Genomic DNA, 23798 nt, shown 5'->3' with positions numbered 1-23798 from the left:
ATGAGTAAAGTAAGAACAAGATTTGCCCCAAGTCCAACAGGATATATGCATATTGGGAATTTAAGAACCGCTTTATATGAATATTTAATCGCCAAACATGATGGTGGGGATTTTATTTTAAGAATTGAAGATACTGACCAGGAAAGAGAAGTCGCTGGAGCAGTTGTTATGATTTATGATGTGCTTGATAAAACAGGACTTCACTATGATGAAGGTCCTGATAAACCAGGAGATGTAGGTCCTTATATTCAATCACAAAGATTAGCAATTTATAAGGAATATGCAGATAAGCTGGTTGAATTAGGTGGTGCACATTATTGTTTTTGTGATGAAGAAACAATTGAAGCAGCGAAAAAAGAAAATGCTGATCATGAAGAATTAGGATATATTGATCCATGTAAATCATTAACTTTAGAAGAAGCAAAACAAAGAATAGCCAATGGGGAAAAATATGTTGTCAGACAAACAATTCCAAGTAGTGGAATTACTTCTTTTGAAGATGAAGTCTATGGACATATTGAAGTTGAAAATGCTGGATTATCAGAAGGCGTATTGTTAAAGAGTGATGGTTATCCAACATATAATTTTGCAAATATTGTGGATGATCATTTGATGAATATTACTCATGTTGTAAGAGGAAACGAATATTTATCATCTACACCTAAGTATAATTTAATATATCAGGCTTTTGGATGGGAACCACCAGTTTATATTCATTGCCCACCTGTAATGAAAGATGAAACACATAAATTAAGTAAGCGTAATGGAGATGCTTCTTATCAGGATTTAATTTCTAAGGGATTTTTAAGTGAAGCGATTTTAAATTATATTGCTTTATTAGGGTGGTCACCTAAAGAAGAAAAAGAATTGTTTACATTGGATGAATTGATTCAAGAATTTAGTGTTGATCGTATTTCTAAATCAGGAGCTATTTTTGATAACGATAAATTAAAATGGATGAATGGTCAATATTTAAAAGAAAAATCTTTAGATGAACTTGTTAATTTGTGTTTACCATTCTTACAGAAAGCTTATGATTTATCTGATAAAAGTGAAGAATGGATTCAAAAGTTAATTGATGTTCATCGTGATCATATCAGCTATGGTGAAGAAATTGTTGAACAAGTAGCGCTATTCTTTGAAGATAAAATGCAAGTCAGTGTTGAGGCAAAAGAATTCATGCAAGATGAAAGTATTCCTCATACTTTAGAAGTCTTTAAAAATCATTTGTCAAATTTAAGTGATGAAGAATTTGATGAAGAACATGTTTTTGCTTGTATTAAAGCAACACAAAAAGAAGCCAAAGCAAGAGGTAAGATGTTGTATATGCCTATTCGTATTGCCACAACAGGAATTATGCATGGACCAGATCTTGCGAAATCTATTGTTTTACTTGGAAAGGAAAAAGTCTTATCAAGATTAGAAGGTTAATACCTTCTTTTTCCATGTGAAAAAATAGTCATTAGACACAAGAATTTCATATTTTTGTGATATACTATTTATTAGGGGGTGTATAGAATGCAAAATAAGATTATTGTTTCAATTTTAAGTTTTTTTATTCTTGTTGATGTACTTTTAATCTATTTAGCATTAACAATTTCCCCAATTAAACTAAAAAGAAATGTGTTTACATTTCAATATGGACAGGATATACCTACAGATGTGAGTGAATATGTCAATGCGAATCATTCTGTTTTAGAAAATGTTAAATTAGATTTATCCCATGTTTCTAAAGAAGTAGGAAAATATCAGGCATCTATTACTTATTTTAATGAAACACAATATTTTGAAATTGTTGTAGAAGACACAATTAAACCCAAGTTTCAATTAAAGAAAGTTGAATGGCATATTCAAATAGGTGAAACATTAGAAGCTAAAGATTTAATACAAAATGTAGAAGATCATTCACAAACAGAAGTATATTTTTATAATGAAAAAACACAGGAAAAGAGTAAAACAAAATCTTTTCAAATGGAAGGAACACAGATTGAAAGAATTATTGTAGAAGATAAACATGGAAATCAATCTAGTGCTTTAAGAGTGAAGGTTGTGGTTGAAAAGAATAAACGTCCACCTGTTATTGAAGGTATTGAGGATGTGGAAATACATGTTGGTGAATCTATTGATTTAAAAGCAGGTGTAAAGGCAACTGATGATATTGAAGGAGATATTACATCACGTATCATTATCAATGGCCAAGTTGATAATCAAACACCGGGTGTTTATGAAATTATGTATACTGTTAGTGATAAAGATGGGAATACAACACAGCAAATGAGAACAATTACAGTAATCGAGGTAGAAAATGATAACTAATATTTATGTATTAATATGTGCACTTATATTTATATATATTCAATTTATACAACATGGTGATAAGTGGGGTTGTGCTTTAAGACTTGGGGGATTTTATCCCCCATATATTCAAGAACGTCATCAATATTGGCGTTTTATCACATGTCATTTTATACATGCGGAATTCTTTCATTTCTTGATGAATGCCTATGCCCTGTATCAAATAGGGCATTTCTTAGAAGCTTGTTTAGGAACGGTGCCTTACTTATATTTAATTGTTATTTCTATGATCTTAAGTTCAATGCTGAGTTATAGTGCATCACAAATATCATCACGTTATTATCAAACGTTGACTATTGGTGCCAGTGGTGTTGTTTTTGGCTTTTTTGGAGCTATTATTGTTTTAGGATATGTATTGGGTGGACCTTTTATGTCCGTTTTAGAAAATTTTGCACTTGTGATTGTCATTAATTTGGTATACACATTTATAGATCGACATATTTCTAAAACAGGACATATTGGTGGACTGATTGGTGGTATTGTCGCAATGGTTATGATTTTAGCTTTACATATTGTATGAGAATACTCGTTGATGGGGATGCAACACCCTATAAAGATGAAATCTATTCTTTAACAAAGACATATCATATAGAAATGCATGTTTATGTAGACTATGCTCATATATTAAAAGATGTTCCTTATCAAGTCATTGAATGTGATGTTGGTCATGATAGTGTTGATTTGTTGCTTCTATCGCATTTACAAAAGCAGGATATATTGATTACACAAGATTACGGATTAGCTGCTTTAGCACTGGGAAAAGGTGCTTATATCTTACATATATCAGGAATGGAGATAACATCACAGAATATTGATGAATTATTGTTAAGACGTTATATTGGCGCTCATCAAAGAAAAAGTGGAAAACATATCAAAGGGCCTTCAAAACAAACACAAGAAGATAAACAATATTTTTTAGCACAATTAGAGAATTTGTTGAAAAAACTTAACCGATAGGGTTAAGTTTTTTTGTCAAATTAAAAATAATATAAACATGGGTTAACTAGTAATTAGAAGATTCATATGAAGAAATATTGATAAGTAAGTTAGCTATTATTTGAAAAGATAAATGTGGCATTAATTATATGTTGTTTTAATGTTCATTTTTGAGTCTGAAATTGAAGTATGCTCTATATTGTTTGTATAAAATGTGTTAACATGATATGAAGATAGTATATAGAAAAATGAAATCAAAATTATTCATTCAAAAAAGATGGAGATTGGTATGAAAGTATATAAAGGTAAAAATAGCTTTTGGCTTATAGTGATATTTGTTATTTATGATATATGTCCCATATTCATTTATTTGTGTGATGCCAGTATTGTTTCTCATATATGGTGGATATTACTGTGGGTTGCGTATTATTCAATGAATTTGGTGTGGATACCAGTTATGGTTAGAAACTATATTGAATTATATGATGATTATTTTGTTTTTTATTATGGATTTTCTAAAGAAAGATTTGAAATAAAAGATATTTTAAAATTAGAAAAGAGTAAAAATCCTATGGCTTCCTCAGCAAATTCATTAGATAGGATTCATATGACAACAAAAGATAAAGATTTTTATATATCATTAAAAGATAATGATGATTTTATCAAAAATATTCTTTTAAAGAAAAATGTATATCAATAAGAGTATTGATGTGTAATTATAACTATCTCAAATGAAAAACATAAAGCTTATATAGACAAAACGAAAGAAATGAATTAAGATAATAAAAAACAGGAGGTCATGATGGAATATAAGTTAATTGCATTAGATTTGGATGGAACTTTAAAAGATTCAAATAATCAGATTACACCTAAAACTAGAAAAGCTTTGATTCAAGTACAAAAACAAGGTGTGAAAATTGTTTTAGCTTCTGGTAGACCAACAGCTGGACTTAGACATGAAGCTAAAGAATTGATGTTAGATCAATTTGGTGGTTATCTACTATCGTTTAATGGGGCAAGAGTTACCAGTGCAAAAACGAATGAAACAATTTATGAACAGACTTTGACAGTAGAAGACGCTCAAAAGACTTATCAAAGGGCAAAACAATTTGATTTAGCATGTATGACATATAAAAATGATATGATTTATACTGAAGATATAGATGATGAATATGTTTGTTTAGAAGCTAAAATTAATGATATTCATAAAAATAAGGTTTCATCTTTTATGGATATACTAGAAGACCCAATACATAAAGTTTTATTAACTGGAAAACCGGATTATGTTGCTTCTATTGAATCGGAATTTAAAAAGCCTTTTGGTGATAGTTTGAGTATTTATCGAAGTGCTCCATTCTTTTTAGAAGTCATGTCAAAAGGAATTGATAAAGCTACATCGCTTGATCGTCTAGCAAAGAGCTTAAATATAAAACAAGAAGAAGTGATGGCATTTGGAGATGGCTACAATGATCTAAGTATGATTGAATATGCTGGGCTTGGTGTCGCAATGGAAAATGCAGTTGATGGCGTCAAACAACGTGCCAATATGATCACAAAATCAAATAACGAAGATGGTATAGCCTATGTATTATCTCAGATATATAAAGGAGTTGAATATTAATGTTACCAAAAGATCCTGCCATGCTTTTAAGTTTTATTAATATGAAATTAAGAGATCAATATGATTCATTAGAAAGTTTATGTGATGATTTGGATGTTTCTAAACAGGATATTATAGAAACATTGAAAAAGATTGATTATATTTATGATGAAATGAATAATCAGTTTAAATAAGGAGAACATTTATGGAATATAAAAGATTTGATCAGACTATTTTAGTGAGAATTGATAAAGATGAAGAAATATTGGAACAAGTTCAAAAAGTAGCTTTAAAAGAAAATATTACACTTGCAAGTATTCAAGCATTAGGTGCTGTTAAAGATATCACAATTGGTGTCTTTCAAACGGATACAAAACACTATCTATCAAATTCATTTCAAGGGAGTTTTGAAATTGTTTCATTAACAGGAACAATTGATACGATGAATGATCAGTTTTATTGTCATTTACATATGAGTGTGGGAAATGAAAAAGGTGAAGTCTTTGGTGGACATTTAAATAAAGCTATTGTGAGTGCAACATGTGAAATGGTTATAACAATCATTGATGGCAAAATAGATCGAGAGTTGAATAAGGATATTGGTTTGAATTTATGGAAGTTTGCTTAGAAGGCAAACTTTTTTTAATTTTATTAAAAAAAGTTTGAAATAAAAAAAGAAAAATGAAATATTTTTGCGTATATAAATAATAGAGAGGTTAGAAATATTATATGGTGTTTACTATAAGCAAAGATTTGTGTATAATATGTTTAGCCTCTCCTCTATAGGAGGGATTCAATGATGAAAAAGGATCATGTGTTGAAGGATTTCTTCTCTTATCCTATCCATTTTGCTGACTTCATGAATGCTCTTTTCTTTGATGGTCATGTTATTATCCATCCCTGTGACCTTCACCCTCTTGATTCCAGAGAGATATTTATTGGTGACTTTCTTTCTAAGGAACGCACCCATGATGTCATCATGATGTGGGAAAGAAAGGATTTTCAAGCTATCTTGATTCTTGAAGCTCAAAGCTGTGTTGACTTTACAATGGCATCAAGAACATTGCTTTATGATGCACTGGTCTACAACATGCAGGATAAGCGATTCAAGAATCATATGCTGATGCCAGTGATGAGTGTCGTATTGTTTCATGGCGAAGGGAAATGGAATGCCGTGACATCGTTGCTGGAAAGAGTCAAAGGACCAGAGGAAATCAAGAGAAAACAGAATGACTGGAAGATGAGGGTTGTGGACATGAAGGAGATGGATGAAAATCTACTGAAAAATGAAGACAATAAAAAGGTCATCAGTGGATTAAAGACAATATGGAGAAAAGATGAAGAAGGATTGAAGAAGATGATCATTACAAAAGCGGTAGCCAGAGTACTGGCAACATTGACAGGGAGAGAAGACATACTGGAAAAAATGAGAGGAGATGGAGGAACAGTGGAAATGTATTCATTCTGGAAAGATGCAGAAAAGTCAGGTATAGAAAAAGGAAAACAACAAGGAAAGTTAAGTGTTGTTTTGAAATTGTTAGAAAAACTATTAGGAAAATTGAAACCAGATTTAGAGATGAAGATCGTTAATAGTAAGGAAGAAACACTTGATAGTATTATCATCCATATATTTGAAATACATAATGAAGAAGATGTATTGAAGTGGTTATAAAAAGAAAAGTCATAAGAATGACATAAAGATATAATTAAAAATGGCAATGATTATTATTTATGATATTCATTGTCATTTTTGATATCAAAATGCTTTACGCTTATATTGTAGTCCCTTTCCAAATGTTGATGATATGAATGGAACATTGATTCAATATTGGAATCAACTTATGAAAAAAGACTTTATTTATATTTTAGAAAATCTCACCATGAAATGATATTTGGATAAAACTAATCAAACGATTTTTTAGTTATGTGGAATAAAATATGATGAATATTTATTTGAGGAAATATGTGATTATAAAGAATTGAAATATCTTTTTGAATGTCATCATTATTTGAAAAGATCTATTCATTGACATGGACATCAACATAATGAAAGAAATTATAATTTTAAAATGATTGAAGAAGGTATTGATAGATATGATGTTGGCGTGGATGTGCATGAATATAGACTGGAGAACTTTGATGAAATGAGTGGCTTTTTCATATGCAAATTTGTATTTAACCAAAACATATCTTTTGTATTTATGAATAGGAAAAAAATGAGTTCAAATAAATAATGGGTTGTGTTATAATGATGAAAATGTAAAAAGAAGGGAGATTCGATATGTTAGATTTAAAGCATTTTCAAGAAGCAAAAAAGAGAGTTGATGAAGTGATTATTCCTACTCCCTTGATATATAGTGAAGCTTTTTCAAAAGAATGTAAGAATCAGGTTTATATTAAGCCAGAAAATTTGCAGAGAACAGGTGCTTTTAAAATTAGAGGGGCATACAATAAGATTGTTAAAATGGATGATGAAGCGAAAGCTAAAGGTTTAATTGCTTCTTCGGCTGGGAATCATGCGCAAGGGGTGGCATACGCAGCTTCTAAATTAGGTGTCAAGGCGACAATTGTAATGCCTAAACATACACCATTAATTAAAGTAGAAGCAACAGAAGCACATGGGGCTGAGGTTGTTTTGGCTGGTGAAGTTTATGATGAAGCCTATCAGAAAGCTTGTGATTTACAAAAGGAACATGGATATACATTTGTGCATCCGTTTAATGATGAAGATGTCATTGAAGGGCAAGGAACAATTGCATTAGAAATTCTTGATGAATTGCCTGAAGCAGATATTATCTTAGTGCCAATTGGTGGTGGGGGATTGATTTCAGGGATTGCCTGTGCAGCCAAACAAATCAAACCAACGATCAAGATTATTGGAGTAGAACCAGAAGGTGCTGCCAGTGCTTTAGCGGCTATTAATGAAGATCAGGTTGTGGCTTTAAAAGAAGCCAATACAATTGCGGATGGGACAGCCGTTAAAGAAATTGGTGATATGACTTTTGATTATATTAAAGAATATGTAGATGGGATTATTACGGTTTCTGATTATGAATTGATGGATGCGTTCTTGTTGCTTGTGGAAAAACATAAACTGGTCGCTGAAAATTCAGGTATTTTATCTCTTGCAGCATTAAAGAAATTAAATGAAAAGAATAAAAAAGTTGTATCATTGATTAGTGGTGGAAATATTGATGTTTTAACAATTTCGTCTATGATTAATAAAGGGTTAATCGCAAGAGGACGTATTTTTACATTTACTGTTCAATTATTAGATAAACCTGGTGAATTGGAATATGTTTCTCATGTATTGTCACAGTGTAATGCAAATGTTATAGGAGTGGAACATAATCAGTTTAAAAACTTTGCTCGTTTCTCTGAAGTAGAATTGCGTGTGACTTGTGAAACGAATGGAGAAAAGCATATACAAAGAATTATAGATACATTTGCCAAAGAGGGATATGAAATTACAAGAATAAATTGATAATATATTATCTTTTTGATTATTATTTATCATTTTCTTGAATGTATAAATACAAAAATATATACTTATTAAGGATAAGGAAAGGAATGAGAAAAATGATGGATTTTGGTTTAAAAACAACGAATCAAATAGCTGTTTCTCCAAAGTCTTGTTTTTCTTATTTTTTATATTTGTTATAGGACATATCATTTGATTTGATATGTCTTTTTTATGGATAAGGAGGAAAAGATATGCCAAAAAGAGAAGATGTAAACACAGTATTAGTTATTGGTTCAGGACCTATTATTATTGGTCAGGCTTGTGAATTTGACTATTCAGGAACACAGGCATGTAAAGCATTGAGAAGTTTAGGATACAAGATTGTCTTAGTCAATTCTAATCCAGCAACAATCATGACAGATCCAGAAACTGCTGATGTGACTTATATTGAACCATTGAATTTAAAAAGATTAACACAAATTATTGAAAAAGAAAGACCAGATGCCTTATTGCCTAACTTAGGTGGACAATCAGCATTAAACTTATGTGCTGAATTACATAATGCTGGAGTCTTAGATAAATACAATGTCAAAGTTCTAGGTGTGCAGGTTGATGCGATTGAACGTGGGGAAGACCGTTTAGAATTCAAAAAAGCCATGAATGAACTTGGTATTGATATGGCAAGAAGTGAAATTGCGAATACAGTTGATGAAGCTCTCGCAATTGCAGACAAATTAGGTTATCCTGTTGTTGTGAGACCTGCTTATACAATGGGTGGTGCCGGAGGAGGACTTGTTTATAATGTTGAAGAATTAAAAACAGTTGTTTCTCGTGGTTTACAGGCAAGTCTTGTTCATGAATGTTTGATTGAAGAATCTATTCTTGGATGGGAAGAATTAGAAGTAGAAGTTGTCAGAGATGCTAAAAACAATATGATTACTGTATGTTTTATTGAAAACATTGATCCATTAGGTGTTCATACTGGAGATTCTTTCTGTAGTGCGCCAATGTTGACAATTTCTCAAGATGTTCAAGATCGTTTAAAAGATCAGGCTTTTAGAATTGTAGAATCAATTGGTGTTATTGGTGGAACAAACGTTCAGTTTGCTCACGATCCTGAAACTGATAGAATTGTTGTTATTGAAATCAATCCAAGAACATCACGTTCTAGTGCATTAGCTTCAAAAGCAACAGGTTTCCCTATTGCCCTTGTTTCAGCTATGTTAGCTGCTGGTTTAACTTTAGATGAAATTCCATGTGGAAAATATGGAACTTTAGATAAATATGTACCAGATGGTGACTATGTTGTTATTAAATTTGCAAGATGGGCTTTTGAAAAATTCAAAGGTGCACAAGATAAACTAGGAACACAGATGAAAGCTGTTGGGGAAGTTATGAGTATTGGTAAGACTTATAAAGAAGCTTTCCAAAAAGCGATTCGTTCTCTTGAAATTGGTCAATATGGTTTAGGATATGCAAAGAATTTCAATGAATTAACAAAAGAACAGTTATTAGAAAAATTAACAGTTCCTACAAGTCAAAGACAATTCATCATGTATGAAGCTTTAAGAAAAGGAGCAACTGTTGAAGAATTATATGAATTAACAAGTATTAAACATTATTTCATTGAACAAATGAAAGAATTGGTTGATGAAGAAGAAATGTTAAAATCATATGCTGGAAAACAGTTGCCAGTAGATGTTTTAAGACAAGCTAAACAAGATGGTTCCTCAGATAAATATTTAAGCCAGATTTTAAATGTTTCTGAAGATAGTATCAGAAATGAAAGAATTGATAATGGCATCACTCAAGCTTGGGAACCAGTTCATGTTAGTGGAACAAAAGATAGTGCATATTACTATTCTACATATAATGCGAAAGATCATAGTGATATTCATCATGATAAGAAAAAAATTATGATTTTAGGTGGAGGACCAAACAGAATTGGTCAAGGTATTGAATTTGACTATTGCTGTGTTCATGCTTCACTTGCTTTAAAGAAATTAGGATTTGAAACAATTATTGTCAACTGTAATCCAGAAACAGTTTCTACGGATTATGATACTTCTGATAAATTATATTTTGAACCATTAACATTAGAAGATGTTTTAAGTATTCATGATAAGGAAAAACCAGTTGGTGTGATTGCTCAATTTGGTGGACAGACACCATTAAACTTAGCTTCTCAGTTAAAAGCCAATGGTGTGCATATCTTAGGAACAACACCTGAAACAATTGATATGGCAGAAGATAGAGATTTATTCAATGAAATGATGGAAAAATTAGAAATTCCTATGCCAGAATCAGGAATGGCTGTCAATGTTGAAGAAGCTTTAGAAATTGCTAAAAGAATTGGTTATCCATTAATGGTAAGACCTTCTTATGTCTTAGGTGGACGTGGAATGGAAGTTGTTTATGATGATGACAGCTTAAAACAATATATGGCTGCGGCCGTTGGTGTGACACCAGATCGTCCAATCTTAATTGACAGATTCTTAAATAATGCAATGGAATGTGAAGCAGATGCTATTAGTGATGGAACAAATGTTTTCGTTCCAGCTGTTATGGAACATATCGAATTAGCTGGTATTCACTCTGGAGATTCAGCATGTATCTTACCTTCTAAACATATTCCAATGAGACATTTAGAAACAATCAAAGAATATACAAAGAAAATCGCGAAAGAAATGAATGTTCGTGGACTTATGAACATGCAATATGCGATTGCTGATGATAAAGTTTATGTTCTTGAAGCCAATCCAAGAGCTTCACGTACAGTACCTTTAGTATCTAAAGTATGTAATGTTAATATGGTGAAGATTGCAACTGATATTGTGACAATGGAATTAACTGGTAGAGAATCACCAGTACCAAAATTAACAGAAAAGAAAATCCCACATGTAGGTGTTAAACAAGCTGTATTCCCATTCAATATGTTCCCGGAAGTTGACCCAATCTTAGGACCAGAAATGAGATCAACAGGTGAAGTATTAGGATTAGGAAGTTCATTTGGAGCAGCTATCTATAAAGCTGAAGAAGCGACACAAACAATCTTACCAACTGAAGGAAAAATATTGATCAGTGTTAACGATATGGACAAACCACAAGTTGTATCTCTTGCTAAAGGATATTATGATGCTGGATTTACAATTGTAGCAACTGGAAATACTTATGCTTTAATTCAAGAAGCAGGTGTACCAGTTGAAAAAATTAAGAAATTAAATGAAGGACGTCCAAACATTACAGATGCTCTTACAAATGGTGAACTTGCTATGGTGATCAATACACCTCATGGTAAACAAAGTGCTCATGATGATAGCTATATCAGAAAAACAGCTATTAAGATGAGAATTCCATATATGACAAACATTGCAGCTGCAAAAGCTGCGTTAGAAGGAATTATGGAAATGAAGATTCATGGTAGCCATGCAGTCAAATCATTACAAGAATATCATAGTGAAATTCAATAAAATCAATGAGAGAATGGAGTTATCTATTCTCTTTTTTTTGGTTAAAAATAGTTGAATAGAAGGATATCGTTGTTGTGGATAATAGTTACTGGTATAATAAATATACAAGAAGTAAGAAAATTGGAATTTGGAAGGAGCGTTGAATATGGATTTTCCTTTTTATGATGCACCTAATACAGCCACGATAATCTGTTGCCATATTATAGATGATGGCAAACCTATTTTATATGTATCTCATGATGAAGATGACGGAATGTGGCAATTTTTGTGTGGTTCAACACATGATACAGACGAAGCAAGACTGGTATTTCTAAAAGAAGCGTTCGATTTAGACAATTCTGTTGGTGTTCTTAAAGATATGCCATGTGGTTACTACGCGGAAAGAAAAACGCAAAATGATAATTGGCTTGTGAAGAAACGATAAATCCTAGTTTGATAATTTAGGGAAAGCATGAAAAAAGCATTATGATAATAGGAATCTCAACACTCGTGGTATATAACGCAATTCCAATTATAAATTTGATTTTTCCGGAAAGTATAACATATACATTTTTAACAGATTTATGGATAGTTAATAATTTATGGGCTCTTATTGTTCCGATTTTCTTTTGTATGAAATATGGATTTAAAATATATATTCCTTTCTTTGTAGCAGGATTATTTTTTCTTACAATGTATATGTTTTATAATGACTCAGCCATGATATACATCATTAGTTATTTTATATTATCGTTCTTTGGTAGTCTTATAGGTGGTCATATAAACAAAAGAAAGAATATAAATCCTAGTTTATAATATTGAAATTTGGAGATATAGGCATGAGAAAGTGTATAAGATGTAACATAGAAATGGTTGAAGACTTGGATGTTAAGGTTGAAGGAGGAGCATATGGAGTAAAGGTTACACAACAAGGAATTTTCAAAGAAAACTTAGGTAAACTTAAATGTGCAGTTTGTCCAGAGTGTGGTTATACTGAAACTTATGTCCAAGACACTTCTAAAATAAAAAAATTAGTTTTGAATAATAAATAAAAGTAATTTAAATTAGAATTTGAAAGCGAGTTGATTTTAATGTTAATTCTAATGTTACTAATGGAAGGTATAGTATTATGTTTTATACTTTTAATGTTTTGTGTTATTGGTATAGCAAATGGTCCTGAAAAATTTACTGTATTTTACGAAAAGAATGTTCAAGAAAAAGCGATAAAATTAGGATATACTACTCAAAAAGAAATAAAGAAACAAACCATTATATCAATTATAGTTTTATACTTACCTTGTTTTATTCTAGTGCCATTAATGGTTTGCTATATAAATGATGCAAAAGAGTTTGGAAATATTTTTATTCAAAGTTTATTTATAATGTATATAATGGGGCTATTTGATAGATTTTTTGTTGACTGGTATTGGGTAGAACATACAAAAGCGTGGGATATACCCAATACAGAAGAATTAAAACCTTATATTCCTACAAAAATGAAAATAGTCAAATGGCTGGGAACCATAGTTGGATTTGCAATAATTGCTTTAATTATTGCTTTAATAATGAGTAAGATGGTTTGAAAATTGGAATTTGTTGAAGGGATGGGAAATTATGCATATTAAAAAATATAGTACGATCTCAAAAACAGATATAGAAGTTGTTATAACGAGTTATAATCAAGGTTCTATGATTTTGGAAGCAGTCCAATCTGTATGTAGCCAAACATTATTACCTAAAAGAATTATTATTGTTGATGATGGTTCAACTGATAAATATTCTTTAGAAGTATTAACAAGTATAAAAAATAATAATGAATTATTAGTTCCAGTAACTATACATTTTCAAAAAAATAGTGGAGTATCAGCAGCTAGAAATACCGGCATCAATAAAACACAATCATCAATGGTTTTAATTCTTGATGGGGACGACAATCTTGAAACTGGATATATTGAAGAAGTTAGTAAATTGCTTTACGATGATCCTTCAATGGTTATAGCTTCATCATGGATGCATACTTTTGGAGTTTTAGATGCAGTAGTTTGCCCTACTGGTGGAAATATAGTGTCGTTTTTATCTCATAATTGTTGTCCTGCAACACATATTCTCCGTAAAGAGTTTTATGAACAATGTAAAGGTTATGATGAAGCAATGCGTTCTGGCTTTGAGGATTGGGATTTCTTTTTAAGTATGTTAGAAACTTCGCCAGATGCTTATGTTGGAATTGTTGAAAAACCATTGATTAACTATCGAACTGCCCCTACTTCTGCAAATATAAAAAGTATGAATAAACGATTTGAGCTCATGCGTTATATCATAGAAAAACACAAGAGTAGTTATAGTAATAATCTCACGGATGTAATACTTGATGTTGAAGCTATTTCTGATGCGAGGTTATTTGGATGGGAAAATGAAATTATTCATTCAATTAAAAATAATCAGAAGTTAAGCAAATCAGCAGATAGATTTATTAAGAATCCAACATATGGCGATGGTGGGATGGCCTCAGCAGTTAGGATTGCATCCGTTAAAAAGTAGCTATAAACGAAGCATTAAGTTGCTGACAAATCCTAATTTATGGAGGTGTTTCATTATGGATAAACGTAAAAAAATAAAAGTAATTACAACAATAATTTGCCTGTTATTAAGTATATTTGCTTTATATACTTTTATTTTTATTGCAGAAGTTTCTAAAGGATGGAGAATTGTCTTAATTATAATAGCGATATTTTGGATAATTTCAGGAATATCTAACTTATTAGAATATTTTGGAAAACAAAAATGATAAAAAACCTAATTTAGAAAAGAAAGGGTGATTCTTTATTCATGATATATTTAAGAAGTTTTCAATTGAGTGATTCACAAATATCTAATCCTCATATCTATCCTTATAATGTTTTTAGAAATAAAGATATAGAGCCTTTCGTATTTACTCCAATAACAGTTTTTTATGGAAATAATGGTTCTGGAAAATCAACATTACTTAATATTATTGCTAATAAATTAGGTATGAGAGGTCAAGAAAATGCTACGAGTAATTTATATGGTACAAAAAATTACTACGATGCATTCTGTTTTGAATGTTCTTATTGTCTAGGTGAAGATGAACTTGGTCATAAGATTAAATGTCTGCCAGTGAATAGTCGCTATATCAAAAGCGAAGATATTTTATATGAGGTGAAGAAAATTCAACAGAAACAAGTGTTATCAGATGGAATGTTGTATGATTATGTAAAAAAGGGAATGACAAAGGAAGAAGCAAGACAATATTTGGAATCAAAAGAAGGTTCTAGACAGATGGAATATATCATGTTTGCTTAAGAAAAATATTCTAATGGTGAAACATCTATGCAGTACTTCGATGACTTCTTGCAACCGGATGCATTATATTTATTAGATGAACCTGAGGTGTCTCTTTCTCCTGCAAATCAAGTTGCCTTAGCTAAAGAAATCAATGATATGGCAAGATGGTTTGAGTGTCAATTCATTATAGCGACTCATTCACCTTTTATGTTAGGAACTTTGGATGCAAAAATATATAATCTTGATTCAAAGGAATATGCCATTATGAAATGGAGCAATTTAGAAAATGTGAGATATTTTTATGATTTTTTTAAAAAACATGAAAAGGAATTTGAGTAAATCTTGTAGATATTTGAAATTTTTGTTTTTCAGAGAAATTGTAGCTTATTGAACACAACTATCATTTGATAATTAACTGATAGTAATGCAACGATAATATTTTCGTTGCAAAAAGAATGAAGTACATCCCCATCAAGCTCTTTCTCGATGGGAGAATCGTCAAAGTAATATTGAACTTCAATTATGAAAACCAGAAGTTACTGAGGATAAACACTAATATAACATTAATGAATTTAAAAAGAAGAAGTATTGTTTCTATTGACTTATGTTCATTGCTCCGATGATTATATTACTAGTCATAATGTTGATACTATTATTATTGAAATGATTTATGCTGATTTTAATTTTATTCATTTAAATCGGTTAGTTTATATGATTAATTGCTTTTTGAATTGATATATAGTTGTTAAATATAGTGTTTATGCAGGTAGTGAAAAAGTTTATTTAAATTGATTGAAAGAGTTTAATAATGAATGTTATGGTCATACTTTTTAATAGTTATTTTTATCGTTGCATATGATTTGGAACGATTTTTTCTTTCGTTGCGATAAAAATGCAACGATAATATTTTTCGTTGCAAAACGAATGGAACGATAATATAATATATTCAAGGAGGAGACCGTTATGAAAGAATCTAAAAATTTAGAGTGTAAAGAAACAATACAATCCAACACATTTCTCAAGACAGTCAGTGCTTTCGCAAACTATGGAACAGGAAGAATTGTTTTTGGAATTGATGATGATGGTCAAGTCAAAGGAATAAAAAATACAATAGATGATTGTTTAAGTATTGAAAACAAGATGAATGATAATATGAATCCTGTGCCAGTATATGATTTGAATATTAATGATGATTCAACAATTACTCTTACTGTTTATGAAAGTGACTTCAAACCTTATTTATATAAAGGAAAAGCATATAAAAGACACGATACATCAACTATTGAAGTAGATAGACTAGAATTGAACAGACTGATATTAGAAGGAAATCATCAGTCATATGAAGAACTTGTTGCTCGAAAACAGGATTTAACGTTTCAATGTTTAGAAAAAGCTTTGAAAGATAAATTGGCTATACAAAAAGTCAATGATGATATTTTGAAAACATTAGATTTATATACAAAAAATCATCAATATAATAATGCTGCAGCATTACTTGCTGATCAAAATGATTATAAAGGTGTCGATATGATAAGGTTTGGTCAAGATATTGATGAAATTATGGATAGAGTCACTTTAGAAAATAAGTCTATCTTGTTGTTATTGGAAGAAAGCGTTGAAATGTATAAAAAATATTATCAATATGAAAAAATTGACGGAACTTCTAGAAAGATTGTCACACGTATTCCAGAAAATGCCTTTCGTGAAGCTATAGCCAACGCTATTATTCATCGCTTCTGGGATATTGATGCATTTATAATGGTTAGTATGTTTGATGATAGAATTGAGATAAGATCTCCAGGAGGACTCCCTTCAGTAATGAGTGAATCAGAATATCTTGATGGACAGATTTCAATGCTTAGAAATCCAATTATAGGTAATGTTTTCTATAGACTGAGATATATAGAAATGTTTGGTACAGGAATCAAAAGAATCAATAAATCCTATAACAATTCTTTAACGAAACCACAATTCAAAGTCTATGAGAACTCTATAACAATCATATTACCAACTGTATTAGAGGTTACTAATTTAACAAGTGAAGAACAACAGATTATACAGATTTTTCATGGGAATTTAAAACTATCAAGAGCAGAAATAGAAAAACAAAGTCATTATAATAAGGCAAAGCTTATTAGAATACTGAATTCATTATCTGATAAAAATATTATTTATAAGTCGGGGAAAGGGAGAGCTGTTAAATATCATTTACGTTAGAACAATGGATACACAGGAATTTTATAACTTTATGTTACATTTACAATAAGAAAGATGTGTTTATCTTTCTTATTGATAGGAGGAATAACGATGTTTGTTTTGACGTCAACAGATATATGGTTTCTAATGGCATGTTCATTTCTTATGCTTAAAAGAGTTTTTTCACAAAGTTATCAAAGATATAGTCATTGGCATATGTTAAAATATTCTAAAGGCTTATACATTATGCTAACTCTATTCATTCCAGCAGTTTTATTTTATTCATATTATTCATTTTCAAAATCGGAAATTAATTCTTATATATCTATTGTTTGTAGGAATAGATGTCTATGAATTCTATCATCAGCAATTCATAACGGAACGTTTTTCATGGTTATCAATCAAACAAGAAAATGTTAAATTAAAAATCTTAGGTGTTTTACTTGTAATAAGTATTTTGGCGTTTTTTATAGCGATACAAATTGTCTTATAAAATAGATTATTATATAAGGGGATGATAAGAATGACAAAAATAGTGAAAATGATAGGTATTTTGCTGATTATAGGTTTAGGTATCTATGTTATTGTTTATTTGATCATTCAATCACTCTTTATTGATGTCAACAAGATACATAATTTCCAAAATATAAAAGATTTTGAGAAATATTCTCATTTGTCATTTTATGACCTTTATGATTTTGATGCTTTTATCAATACAGGTGAATATAAGCTTTTAAGTGTACATGTAAATTATTTTATTCATTTTGAAGATTATGAACCTTATGAGTATATTTTTACATTAGATTCCAAAACTACAGAATATACTATTCATCAACAAACGAGTTATCCACAGTCTATTATTGGAAAAGAAGAAATGATTGTTGTTGATGATGCTCAAGTGATTATAAATATGAATACTGATACAAATGAATGTTATTTTACAGTTTATTTGGATGATTGTTATTATCGTATAAGATATACAATGCTCAATCATATCTCACAGGATGAAATCATATCGAAAATAAAAGATTATGTTCATTTTAATAATGAATTGCATAAAGAGAAGCTTGGTGAAGCTTCTCTTTTCAAACATTATAAAATAGTATGACTTTAAATAGTTATTAAAAAGATGTCTTAATCATCTTGAAAATCATTATCATAAAGTGGTGTGACATATTGCTTATTAAAACATGCCATACATAAATCACAGGTATGTTCTTTTTTAAAATGAATAGATTTTTTCAGTCCTTCTTCACTGATAAATGCTAGTGAATCTGCACCGATGTATTCGCAAAGCTCCTGAGTTGTCATCTTATGAGAAATCAATTCATCAAGAGTAGACGTGTCTACACCATAGAAACAAGGATATTTGATTGCAGGTGAAGCAATTCTAACATGAACTTCTGTAGCACCTGCTTCTTTTAATAAAGTCACAATACGTTTGGATGTTGTTCCTCTGACAATAGAGTCGTCAATCATGATGACTCTTTTTTGATTCACAATAGAAGAAACAGCAGAAAGTTTCATGCGAACACCTTGATCTCTTAATTCTTGCGTAGGCTGAATGAATGTTCTTCCTACATATTTGTTTTTAATCAGTCCCATTTCATAAGGGATGTGCGAAGCCTCTGCATATCCAATGGCAGCGGAAATAGAAGAATCAGGCACCCCAATGACAATATCAGCATCTACTGGACTTTCTAAATAAAGTTGTTTTCCAGCATTTTTACGTGTTGTATGAACATTGATGCCATCAATTGTACTATCAGGACGAGAAAAATATACATATTCCATAGCACAGATTTTGTCATGAATAGGCTGTTTTGTATAAAGACGAGATAACAATTGATTGCCTTTGACTCTGACTATTTCTCCAGGTTCGACATCTCTTAAAAACTGAGCGCCTACAATATCTAGTGCACATGTTTCAGAGGCAAAGACATAAGCACCATTAGGTAGCTGTCCAATCGCAAGAGGTCTTAATCCATAGCGATCTCTCGCTGCATAAAGACGGTCTTCTAGAAGAATGAGAAAAGCAAAAGCTCCATCCAACTGTTCTAATGCCATACAAATACGATCAATCATATGACCTTTGGCACGTTTAATAAGATGTCCTAAGATTTCTGTATCTGATGAAGATGAGAAGATACTCCCTTGTTCTTCCAGTTTTTCTTTGAGTACATTCGCATTGACAATATTACCATTATGACAGATTCCCATATCACCATGCATAGTTCTAAATAAAAGAGGCTGCACATTCATAATGCCACCGCCACCGGCAGTAGAATAACGCACATGTCCAATAGCGTGAATACCTTTCATTTGATTGAGTTTAGTGTTATTAAAAACTTCGGTTACAAGTCCTTCACCCTTATGAATAGAAAGCTGATGGTTATTCGCTACTAATATACCAGCACCTTCCTGTCCACGATGTTGTAGAGCATGTAAACCATAATAACAAAGTTTGGCAGCACTTGGGTGTTGAAAAACACCAAATACACCACATTCTTCATGTAATTCTTTTAAATCATCCATTTATATTCTCCTTATTTATAAAAGAATAGGAGATATATATTGAGATTTGTTGTATAAGATGTTACACAAAAACATGTACTTTGGGATTCAATATCTCCTATTCGTGAATATTATAGCGAAAGAATTGTGTTTTTTCAATAGAATATAATAATAATTTATTAAAATGATAAAAAATCATTGACAAAAATGATTCACTGTATCATAATGCAAGATAAGTAAACGAGAAATAAGCGTTTATAAGAAGGAGTGATAGATATGGAGAAAAAGATAACTGATATTTTTGGAACATTAGTATTTGATGAAGATGTTATGGAAGAAAGACTTGCGAAAGATACTTTCAGAGAGCTTCAAAAAACAATCAAAGAGGGGAAATCTTTAAATATCAAGATTGCAAATGCTGTGGCGAATGCGATGAAAGATTGGGCTGTGGAACATGGAGCTACACATTATACGCACTGGTTTCAGCCAATGACAGGTGTAACAGCTGAAAAGCATGATGGTTTTATTGGTACAAACAAAAATGGGAAAGTTATTTTAGAATTTTCTGGTAAGGAATTAATTAAAGGTGAACCAGATGCGTCATCTTTCCCGAATGGGGGATTACGTGCAACATTTGAAGCCAGAGGATATACAGCTTGGGATCCGACATCTTATGCTTTTATTAAAAATGGTGTTTTATGTATTCCTACAGCATTCTGTTCTTATTCAGGACATGCTTTAGACAAAAAGACACCATTATTAAGAAGTATGCAGGCTATTAATAAACAGGCATTACGTATCTTAAAGTTATTTGGTAACGAAAATGTTAAGAATGTTAAAACAACAGTGGGACCTGAACAGGAATATTTCTTAGTCGATAAAAAATATTATGAACAAAGAAAAGACTTGATTTATACAGGACGTACTTTATTTGGTGCACCATCTCCAAAAGGACAGGAAATGGAAGATCATTATTTTGGAACGATTAAGAGTAGAGTACAAGAATTTATGAATGATTTAAATGAAGAATTATGGAAATTAGGTGTCTTAGTGAAAACCGAACACAATGAAGTTGCACCAGCTCAACATGAGTTAGCACCTATTTTCTCTACTACCAATATTGCGACTGATCATAACCAATTGACAATGGAATTGATTCAAAGAATTGCGAAAAAACATGGTTTGGTAGCTTTATTACATGAAAAGCCATTTGATGGTATTAATGGAAGTGGGAAGCATAATAACTGGTCATTATCAACAGATACAGGTGTGAATTTATTAGAACCTGGAGATACACCACATGAAAATGCTCAATTCTTATTATTCTTATGCGCTGTGATTAAAGCGGCTGATGAACATCAGGATTTGTTGAGATTATCTGTTGCGACTGCAGGTAACGATCATCGTTTGGGAGCTAACGAAGCACCGCCAGCTATTATTTCTGTTTTCTTAGGTGATGAATTAGCTGAAATCTTAAAAGCTATTGAAGAAGATCGACCATATGATTCTAAGGAAAAAGAAGTCATGAAGATTGGGGCTCATGTCTTACCTAAATTTCCTAAAGATACAACAGATCGTAACCGTACTTCACCATTTGCTTTTACAGGTAATAAATTTGAATTCCGTATGCCAGGATCAAGTTCATCTATTGCAGGATGTAATATTGTTTTAAATACAGTGATTGCAGATGAATTAAAAGAATTTGCGGATATTCTAGAAAAAGCACCGGATTTTTCTTCAGCATTACATGCATTGATTCAAGGAACAATCAAAGAACATAAACGTATTATTTTCAATGGTAATGGTTATGATGATTCATGGGTCGAAGAAGCCAAGAAACGTGGACTATTAAACTTACGTACAACGCCTGATGCTTTACCATATTTTATTAAGGAAGACAATATTGAATTGTTTAAAAGACATAAAGTTTTTGATGAAGAAGAGGTTCATTCTCGTTATGAAATTATGATGGAAGAATATGTCAAAATTTTGCATATTGAAGCTTTAACAATGGTCAATATGTCTCAAAAAGAAATCTTACCAGCTGTTAGTCAATATTCATATGACTTAGCACAAACTTGTGCAATGAAAACAGAAGTTGCCAAGTTAGAAAATGTTTATGAAAAAGAAACTTTAAAAGATGTTTCAGCATTATTAGATAAAGCTTTCAAAGCAACAAAACATTTAGACAAAGTCTTAAAAGAAGCTGAAGCGATTGAAGACTTTGAAAAGGCAGCTTTCTATTATCGAGATGAAGTCATTCCAGCTATGAGTGCTTTACGTACACCATGTGATGAATTGGAAACATTAACTGCTGAAAATGTATGGCCATTCCCAACATATGGCAAACTGTTATTTGGTATTTTATAAAATGATAAAAGAGAGGGGTTATGACAATGTGTTCGATTATGGGATATTGTGCACAACATGCATCAAAAGAAGTATTTTTAAAAGGATTTGAAAGAACACATACAAGAGGGCCTGATGCTATGCGTATTATTGATACAGGTAAAGGGCTATTGGGATTTCAACGTTTATCCATCATGGGATTAAATGAGTATGGTATGCAACCATTTCAAAGAGGGAATCATTATGTTGTGTGTAATGGTGAAATCTATGGTTTTAGACCAGTGAAAGAAGAATTGATGAAGCAGGGCTTTGACTTTCAAGGGGAGAGTGATTGTGAAATCCTGCTTCCTCTTTATCAAAAAATGGGTGTAGACATGTTTAAAGAATTAGATGGAGAATTTGCATTGATTCTTTTTGATGGTGATACAAAAGAATTTATCGCAGCCAGAGATCCTATTGGCATTCGTCCATTATTTTATGGTTATGACCAAAATCAGCACATTGTCTTTGCTTCTGAAGCTAAAAATTTAGTTGGCATCTGTGATGAGATTATCCCTTTTCCACCTGGACACTATTATCAAAATGGGGAGTTTGTTTGTTATAGAGATATGAGTCTGGTGGAAAACTATCATCATGATCATCTTGAAACAATTTATACAAAAATTCATGATTTATTAGTCAAAGGTATTGAAAAAAGACTGGATGCTGATGCTCCATTAGGTTTCCTGCTAAGTGGAGGTTTAGATTCTTCACTTGTATGTGCTGTATCATCACGCTTATTAAAGAAGCCGATTCGTACTTTTGCGATTGGCATGGAAAGTGATGCGATTGATTTAAAATACGCTAAAGAAGTGGCTGATTTTATTGGCAGTGAACATACTGAAGTGATTATCACCAAAGATGATGTGCTTCATGCGATAGAACCCGTTATTGCAGCATTAGGAACGTATGATATTACAACGATTCGTGCATCGATTGGAATGTATCTTGTCTGTCAGCATATTCATCAACATACAGATATTAGAGTTTTATTAACAGGTGAGATTTCAGATGAATTATTTGGTTACAAATATACTGATTTTGCACCGAATGCTAAAGAATTTCAAAAGGAAGCTGAAAAACGTATTCGAGAAATTTATATGTATGATGTCTTACGTGCTGATCGCTGTATCAGTGTCCATTCATTAGAGGCACGTGTGCCTTTTGGCGATTTGGCTTTTGTGGATTATGTCATGCATATTGATCCAAAATTAAAAATGAATACATATGGAAAAGGAAAGTATTTATTGCGTAAAGCATTTGATAAAGGATATTTACCTCAAGATATTTTGATGCGTGAAAAAGCTGCTTTTTCAGATGCTGTAGGACATTCATTAAGTGATGAAATCAAAGCCTATGCTAATGATTATTATAGTGATCAGGAATTTGAAGAAAAAAGAAAAAAATATGATTTTGCGACACCATTTACAAAAGAATCTTTGTTATATCGTGAAATCTTTGAAAAATATTATCCACATCAGGCACATATGATTAAAGGATTCTGGATGCCTAATTCCAATTGGGAAGGCTGTCAGGTTGATGATCCATCTGCCAGATTCCTAAAAAATTATGGAGATAGTGGAAAGTAGAGAGG

The 23798-nt window shown here is 31.3% G+C and carries 25 protein-coding genes; 24 read left to right on the top strand and 1 reads right to left on the bottom strand.

The features are described from left to right. From gltX to ACGHJ8_RS12510, 22 genes are all read left to right on the top strand, one after another. Complete coding sequence (gene gltX / locus ACGHJ8_RS12615) at positions 1–1431, top strand: glutamate--tRNA ligase (RefSeq protein ID WP_390540719.1); 1431 nt, start codon at positions 1–3, stop codon at positions 1429–1431. 87 nt (positions 1432–1518) lie between these two features. Beyond that, positions 1519–2316, top strand: a complete 798-nt coding sequence (locus tag ACGHJ8_RS12610; protein ID WP_390540717.1) for a DUF5011 domain-containing protein — start codon at positions 1519–1521, stop codon at positions 2314–2316. Then, the gene (locus ACGHJ8_RS12605) at positions 2306–2875 is read left to right on the top strand and encodes a rhomboid family intramembrane serine protease (RefSeq protein WP_390540715.1); all 570 of its coding nucleotides are present in this window, start codon (positions 2306–2308) and stop codon (positions 2873–2875) included. Before ACGHJ8_RS12610 ends, ACGHJ8_RS12605 begins: the two co-directional genes overlap by 11 nt. Beyond that, on the top strand, positions 2872–3312 hold the full coding sequence (locus tag ACGHJ8_RS12600; RefSeq protein ID WP_390540713.1) for a DUF188 domain-containing protein: 441 nt from the start codon (positions 2872–2874) through the stop codon (positions 3310–3312). The genes ACGHJ8_RS12605 and ACGHJ8_RS12600 overlap by 4 nt, the downstream gene beginning before the upstream one ends. 412 nt (positions 3313–3724) lie before the next feature. Beyond that, a complete protein-coding gene (locus ACGHJ8_RS12595) occupies positions 3725–3991 on the top strand; it encodes a PH domain-containing protein (RefSeq protein WP_390540711.1) in 267 nt (88 codons plus the stop codon). A 102-nt stretch (positions 3992–4093) separates the two neighbouring features. Next, positions 4094–4912 carry a Cof-type HAD-IIB family hydrolase gene (locus ACGHJ8_RS12590; RefSeq protein ID WP_390540709.1) on the top strand — a complete coding sequence of 273 codons (819 nt, stop codon included), beginning with the start codon at positions 4094–4096 and terminating at the stop codon, positions 4910–4912. Continuing rightward, positions 4912–5085 (top strand): DUF4250 domain-containing protein, encoded by a 174-nt coding sequence (locus tag ACGHJ8_RS12585; RefSeq protein WP_087360571.1) that lies wholly within the window; start codon positions 4912–4914, stop codon positions 5083–5085. Before ACGHJ8_RS12590 ends, ACGHJ8_RS12585 begins: the two co-directional genes overlap by 1 nt. A gap of 11 nt (positions 5086–5096) precedes the next feature. Next, a complete protein-coding gene (locus ACGHJ8_RS12580) occupies positions 5097–5519 on the top strand; it encodes a PPC domain-containing DNA-binding protein (protein ID WP_390540707.1) in 423 nt (140 codons plus the stop codon). A 168-nt stretch (positions 5520–5687) separates the two neighbouring features. Then, positions 5688–6563, top strand: a complete 876-nt coding sequence (locus ACGHJ8_RS12575; RefSeq protein ID WP_390540705.1) for an Rpn family recombination-promoting nuclease/putative transposase — start codon at positions 5688–5690, stop codon at positions 6561–6563. Between the two features lie 397 nt (positions 6564–6960). Continuing rightward, entirely contained in the window at positions 6961–7125 is a 165-nt protein-coding gene (locus ACGHJ8_RS12570; protein WP_390540703.1) for a hypothetical protein, read from the top strand. 47 nt (positions 7126–7172) lie between these two features. Further along, entirely contained in the window at positions 7173–8375 is a 1203-nt protein-coding gene (ilvA, locus tag ACGHJ8_RS12565; protein ID WP_211962929.1) for a threonine ammonia-lyase, read from the top strand. A 230-nt stretch (positions 8376–8605) separates the two neighbouring features. Next, positions 8606–11824, top strand: a complete 3219-nt coding sequence (gene carB, locus ACGHJ8_RS12560; RefSeq protein WP_390540701.1) for a carbamoyl-phosphate synthase large subunit — start codon at positions 8606–8608, stop codon at positions 11822–11824. A gap of 145 nt (positions 11825–11969) precedes the next feature. Further along, positions 11970–12248 carry a hypothetical protein gene (locus ACGHJ8_RS12555; RefSeq protein ID WP_390540699.1) on the top strand — a complete coding sequence of 93 codons (279 nt, stop codon included), beginning with the start codon at positions 11970–11972 and terminating at the stop codon, positions 12246–12248. A 394-nt stretch (positions 12249–12642) separates the two neighbouring features. After that, entirely contained in the window at positions 12643–12855 is a 213-nt protein-coding gene (locus tag ACGHJ8_RS12550; protein WP_390540697.1) for a nucleic acid-binding protein, read from the top strand. Positions 12856–12906: 51 nt separating this feature from the next. Next, a complete protein-coding gene (locus tag ACGHJ8_RS12545) occupies positions 12907–13386 on the top strand; it encodes a hypothetical protein (protein WP_162607669.1) in 480 nt (159 codons plus the stop codon). 10 nt (positions 13387–13396) lie between these two features. Further along, positions 13397–14341 (top strand): glycosyltransferase family A protein, encoded by a 945-nt coding sequence (locus tag ACGHJ8_RS12540; RefSeq protein ID WP_249191368.1) that lies wholly within the window; start codon positions 13397–13399, stop codon positions 14339–14341. 55 nt (positions 14342–14396) lie between these two features. Then, positions 14397–14588: a hypothetical protein gene (locus ACGHJ8_RS12535; RefSeq protein ID WP_087297377.1), complete on the top strand. Its 192-nt coding sequence runs from the start codon at positions 14397–14399 to the stop codon at positions 14586–14588. Between the two features lie 41 nt (positions 14589–14629). After that, entirely contained in the window at positions 14630–15124 is a 495-nt protein-coding gene (locus ACGHJ8_RS12530) for an AAA family ATPase (RefSeq protein WP_390540694.1), read from the top strand. A 27-nt stretch (positions 15125–15151) separates the two neighbouring features. After that, the gene (locus tag ACGHJ8_RS12525; protein ID WP_390540692.1) at positions 15152–15445 is read left to right on the top strand and encodes an AAA family ATPase; all 294 of its coding nucleotides are present in this window, start codon (positions 15152–15154) and stop codon (positions 15443–15445) included. 624 nt (positions 15446–16069) lie between these two features. After that, positions 16070–17323, top strand: a complete 1254-nt coding sequence (locus ACGHJ8_RS12520; RefSeq protein ID WP_390540690.1) for an ATP-binding protein — start codon at positions 16070–16072, stop codon at positions 17321–17323. Between the two features lie 307 nt (positions 17324–17630). Next, positions 17631–17795, top strand: coding sequence for a hypothetical protein (locus tag ACGHJ8_RS12515; protein WP_390540688.1), 165 nt, complete (start codon positions 17631–17633; stop codon positions 17793–17795). 30 nt (positions 17796–17825) lie between these two features. Further along, the gene (locus ACGHJ8_RS12510) at positions 17826–18410 is read left to right on the top strand and encodes a hypothetical protein (protein ID WP_390540686.1); all 585 of its coding nucleotides are present in this window, start codon (positions 17826–17828) and stop codon (positions 18408–18410) included. A 26-nt stretch (positions 18411–18436) separates the two neighbouring features. On the opposite strand, the gene purF is transcribed toward ACGHJ8_RS12510, so the two are convergent. Further along, positions 18437–19837 carry an amidophosphoribosyltransferase gene (purF, locus tag ACGHJ8_RS12505; protein WP_390540684.1) on the bottom strand — a complete coding sequence of 467 codons (1401 nt, stop codon included), beginning with the start codon at positions 19835–19837 and terminating at the stop codon, positions 18437–18439. Positions 19838–20092: 255 nt separating this feature from the next. On the opposite strand from purF, the gene ACGHJ8_RS12500 reads away from it, so the two are divergent. Both ACGHJ8_RS12500 and asnB read left to right on the top strand, forming a co-directional pair. Next, positions 20093–22186 (top strand): glutamine synthetase III, encoded by a 2094-nt coding sequence (locus ACGHJ8_RS12500; RefSeq protein ID WP_390540682.1) that lies wholly within the window; start codon positions 20093–20095, stop codon positions 22184–22186. A gap of 26 nt (positions 22187–22212) precedes the next feature. Then, a complete protein-coding gene (gene asnB, locus ACGHJ8_RS12495) occupies positions 22213–23793 on the top strand; it encodes an asparagine synthase B (RefSeq protein ID WP_390540680.1) in 1581 nt (526 codons plus the stop codon). The last annotated feature ends 5 nt before the right edge of the window (positions 23794–23798 follow it).

Source organism: Massiliimicrobium timonense (assembly GCF_042850985.1).
Classification (GTDB): Bacteria; Bacillota_I; Bacilli_A; order Erysipelotrichales; family Coprobacillaceae; genus Allocoprobacillus.
Note: the sequence above shows the minus strand (reverse complement) of the source record. Positions and strands in the feature narration are given on the sequence as shown.

Coding starts and splice junctions, on each gene's coding strand:
- gltX (WP_390540719.1), top strand. CDS start 1: ATGAGTAAAGTAAGAACAAGATTTGCCCCAAGTCCAACAGGATATATG.
- ACGHJ8_RS12610 (WP_390540717.1), top strand. CDS start 1,519: ATGCAAAATAAGATTATTGTTTCAATTTTAAGTTTTTTTATTCTTGTT.
- ACGHJ8_RS12605 (WP_390540715.1), top strand. CDS start 2,306: ATGATAACTAATATTTATGTATTAATATGTGCACTTATATTTATATAT.
- ACGHJ8_RS12600 (WP_390540713.1), top strand. CDS start 2,872: ATGAGAATACTCGTTGATGGGGATGCAACACCCTATAAAGATGAAATC.
- ACGHJ8_RS12595 (WP_390540711.1), top strand. CDS start 3,725: ATGAATTTGGTGTGGATACCAGTTATGGTTAGAAACTATATTGAATTA.
- ACGHJ8_RS12590 (WP_390540709.1), top strand. CDS start 4,094: ATGGAATATAAGTTAATTGCATTAGATTTGGATGGAACTTTAAAAGAT.
- ACGHJ8_RS12585 (WP_087360571.1), top strand. CDS start 4,912: ATGTTACCAAAAGATCCTGCCATGCTTTTAAGTTTTATTAATATGAAA.
- ACGHJ8_RS12580 (WP_390540707.1), top strand. CDS start 5,097: ATGGAATATAAAAGATTTGATCAGACTATTTTAGTGAGAATTGATAAA.
- ACGHJ8_RS12575 (WP_390540705.1), top strand. CDS start 5,688: ATGATGAAAAAGGATCATGTGTTGAAGGATTTCTTCTCTTATCCTATC.
- ACGHJ8_RS12570 (WP_390540703.1), top strand. CDS start 6,961: ATGATTGAAGAAGGTATTGATAGATATGATGTTGGCGTGGATGTGCAT.
- ilvA (WP_211962929.1), top strand. CDS start 7,173: ATGTTAGATTTAAAGCATTTTCAAGAAGCAAAAAAGAGAGTTGATGAA.
- carB (WP_390540701.1), top strand. CDS start 8,606: ATGCCAAAAAGAGAAGATGTAAACACAGTATTAGTTATTGGTTCAGGA.
- ACGHJ8_RS12555 (WP_390540699.1), top strand. CDS start 11,970: ATGGATTTTCCTTTTTATGATGCACCTAATACAGCCACGATAATCTGT.
- ACGHJ8_RS12550 (WP_390540697.1), top strand. CDS start 12,643: ATGAGAAAGTGTATAAGATGTAACATAGAAATGGTTGAAGACTTGGAT.
- ACGHJ8_RS12545 (WP_162607669.1), top strand. CDS start 12,907: ATGTTACTAATGGAAGGTATAGTATTATGTTTTATACTTTTAATGTTT.
- ACGHJ8_RS12535 (WP_087297377.1), top strand. CDS start 14,397: ATGGATAAACGTAAAAAAATAAAAGTAATTACAACAATAATTTGCCTG.
- ACGHJ8_RS12530 (WP_390540694.1), top strand. CDS start 14,630: ATGATATATTTAAGAAGTTTTCAATTGAGTGATTCACAAATATCTAAT.
- ACGHJ8_RS12525 (WP_390540692.1), top strand. CDS start 15,152: ATGCAGTACTTCGATGACTTCTTGCAACCGGATGCATTATATTTATTA.
- ACGHJ8_RS12520 (WP_390540690.1), top strand. CDS start 16,070: ATGAAAGAATCTAAAAATTTAGAGTGTAAAGAAACAATACAATCCAAC.
- ACGHJ8_RS12510 (WP_390540686.1), top strand. CDS start 17,826: ATGACAAAAATAGTGAAAATGATAGGTATTTTGCTGATTATAGGTTTA.
- purF (WP_390540684.1), bottom strand. CDS start 19,837: ATGGATGATTTAAAAGAATTACATGAAGAATGTGGTGTATTTGGTGTT.
- ACGHJ8_RS12500 (WP_390540682.1), top strand. CDS start 20,093: ATGGAGAAAAAGATAACTGATATTTTTGGAACATTAGTATTTGATGAA.
- asnB (WP_390540680.1), top strand. CDS start 22,213: ATGTGTTCGATTATGGGATATTGTGCACAACATGCATCAAAAGAAGTA.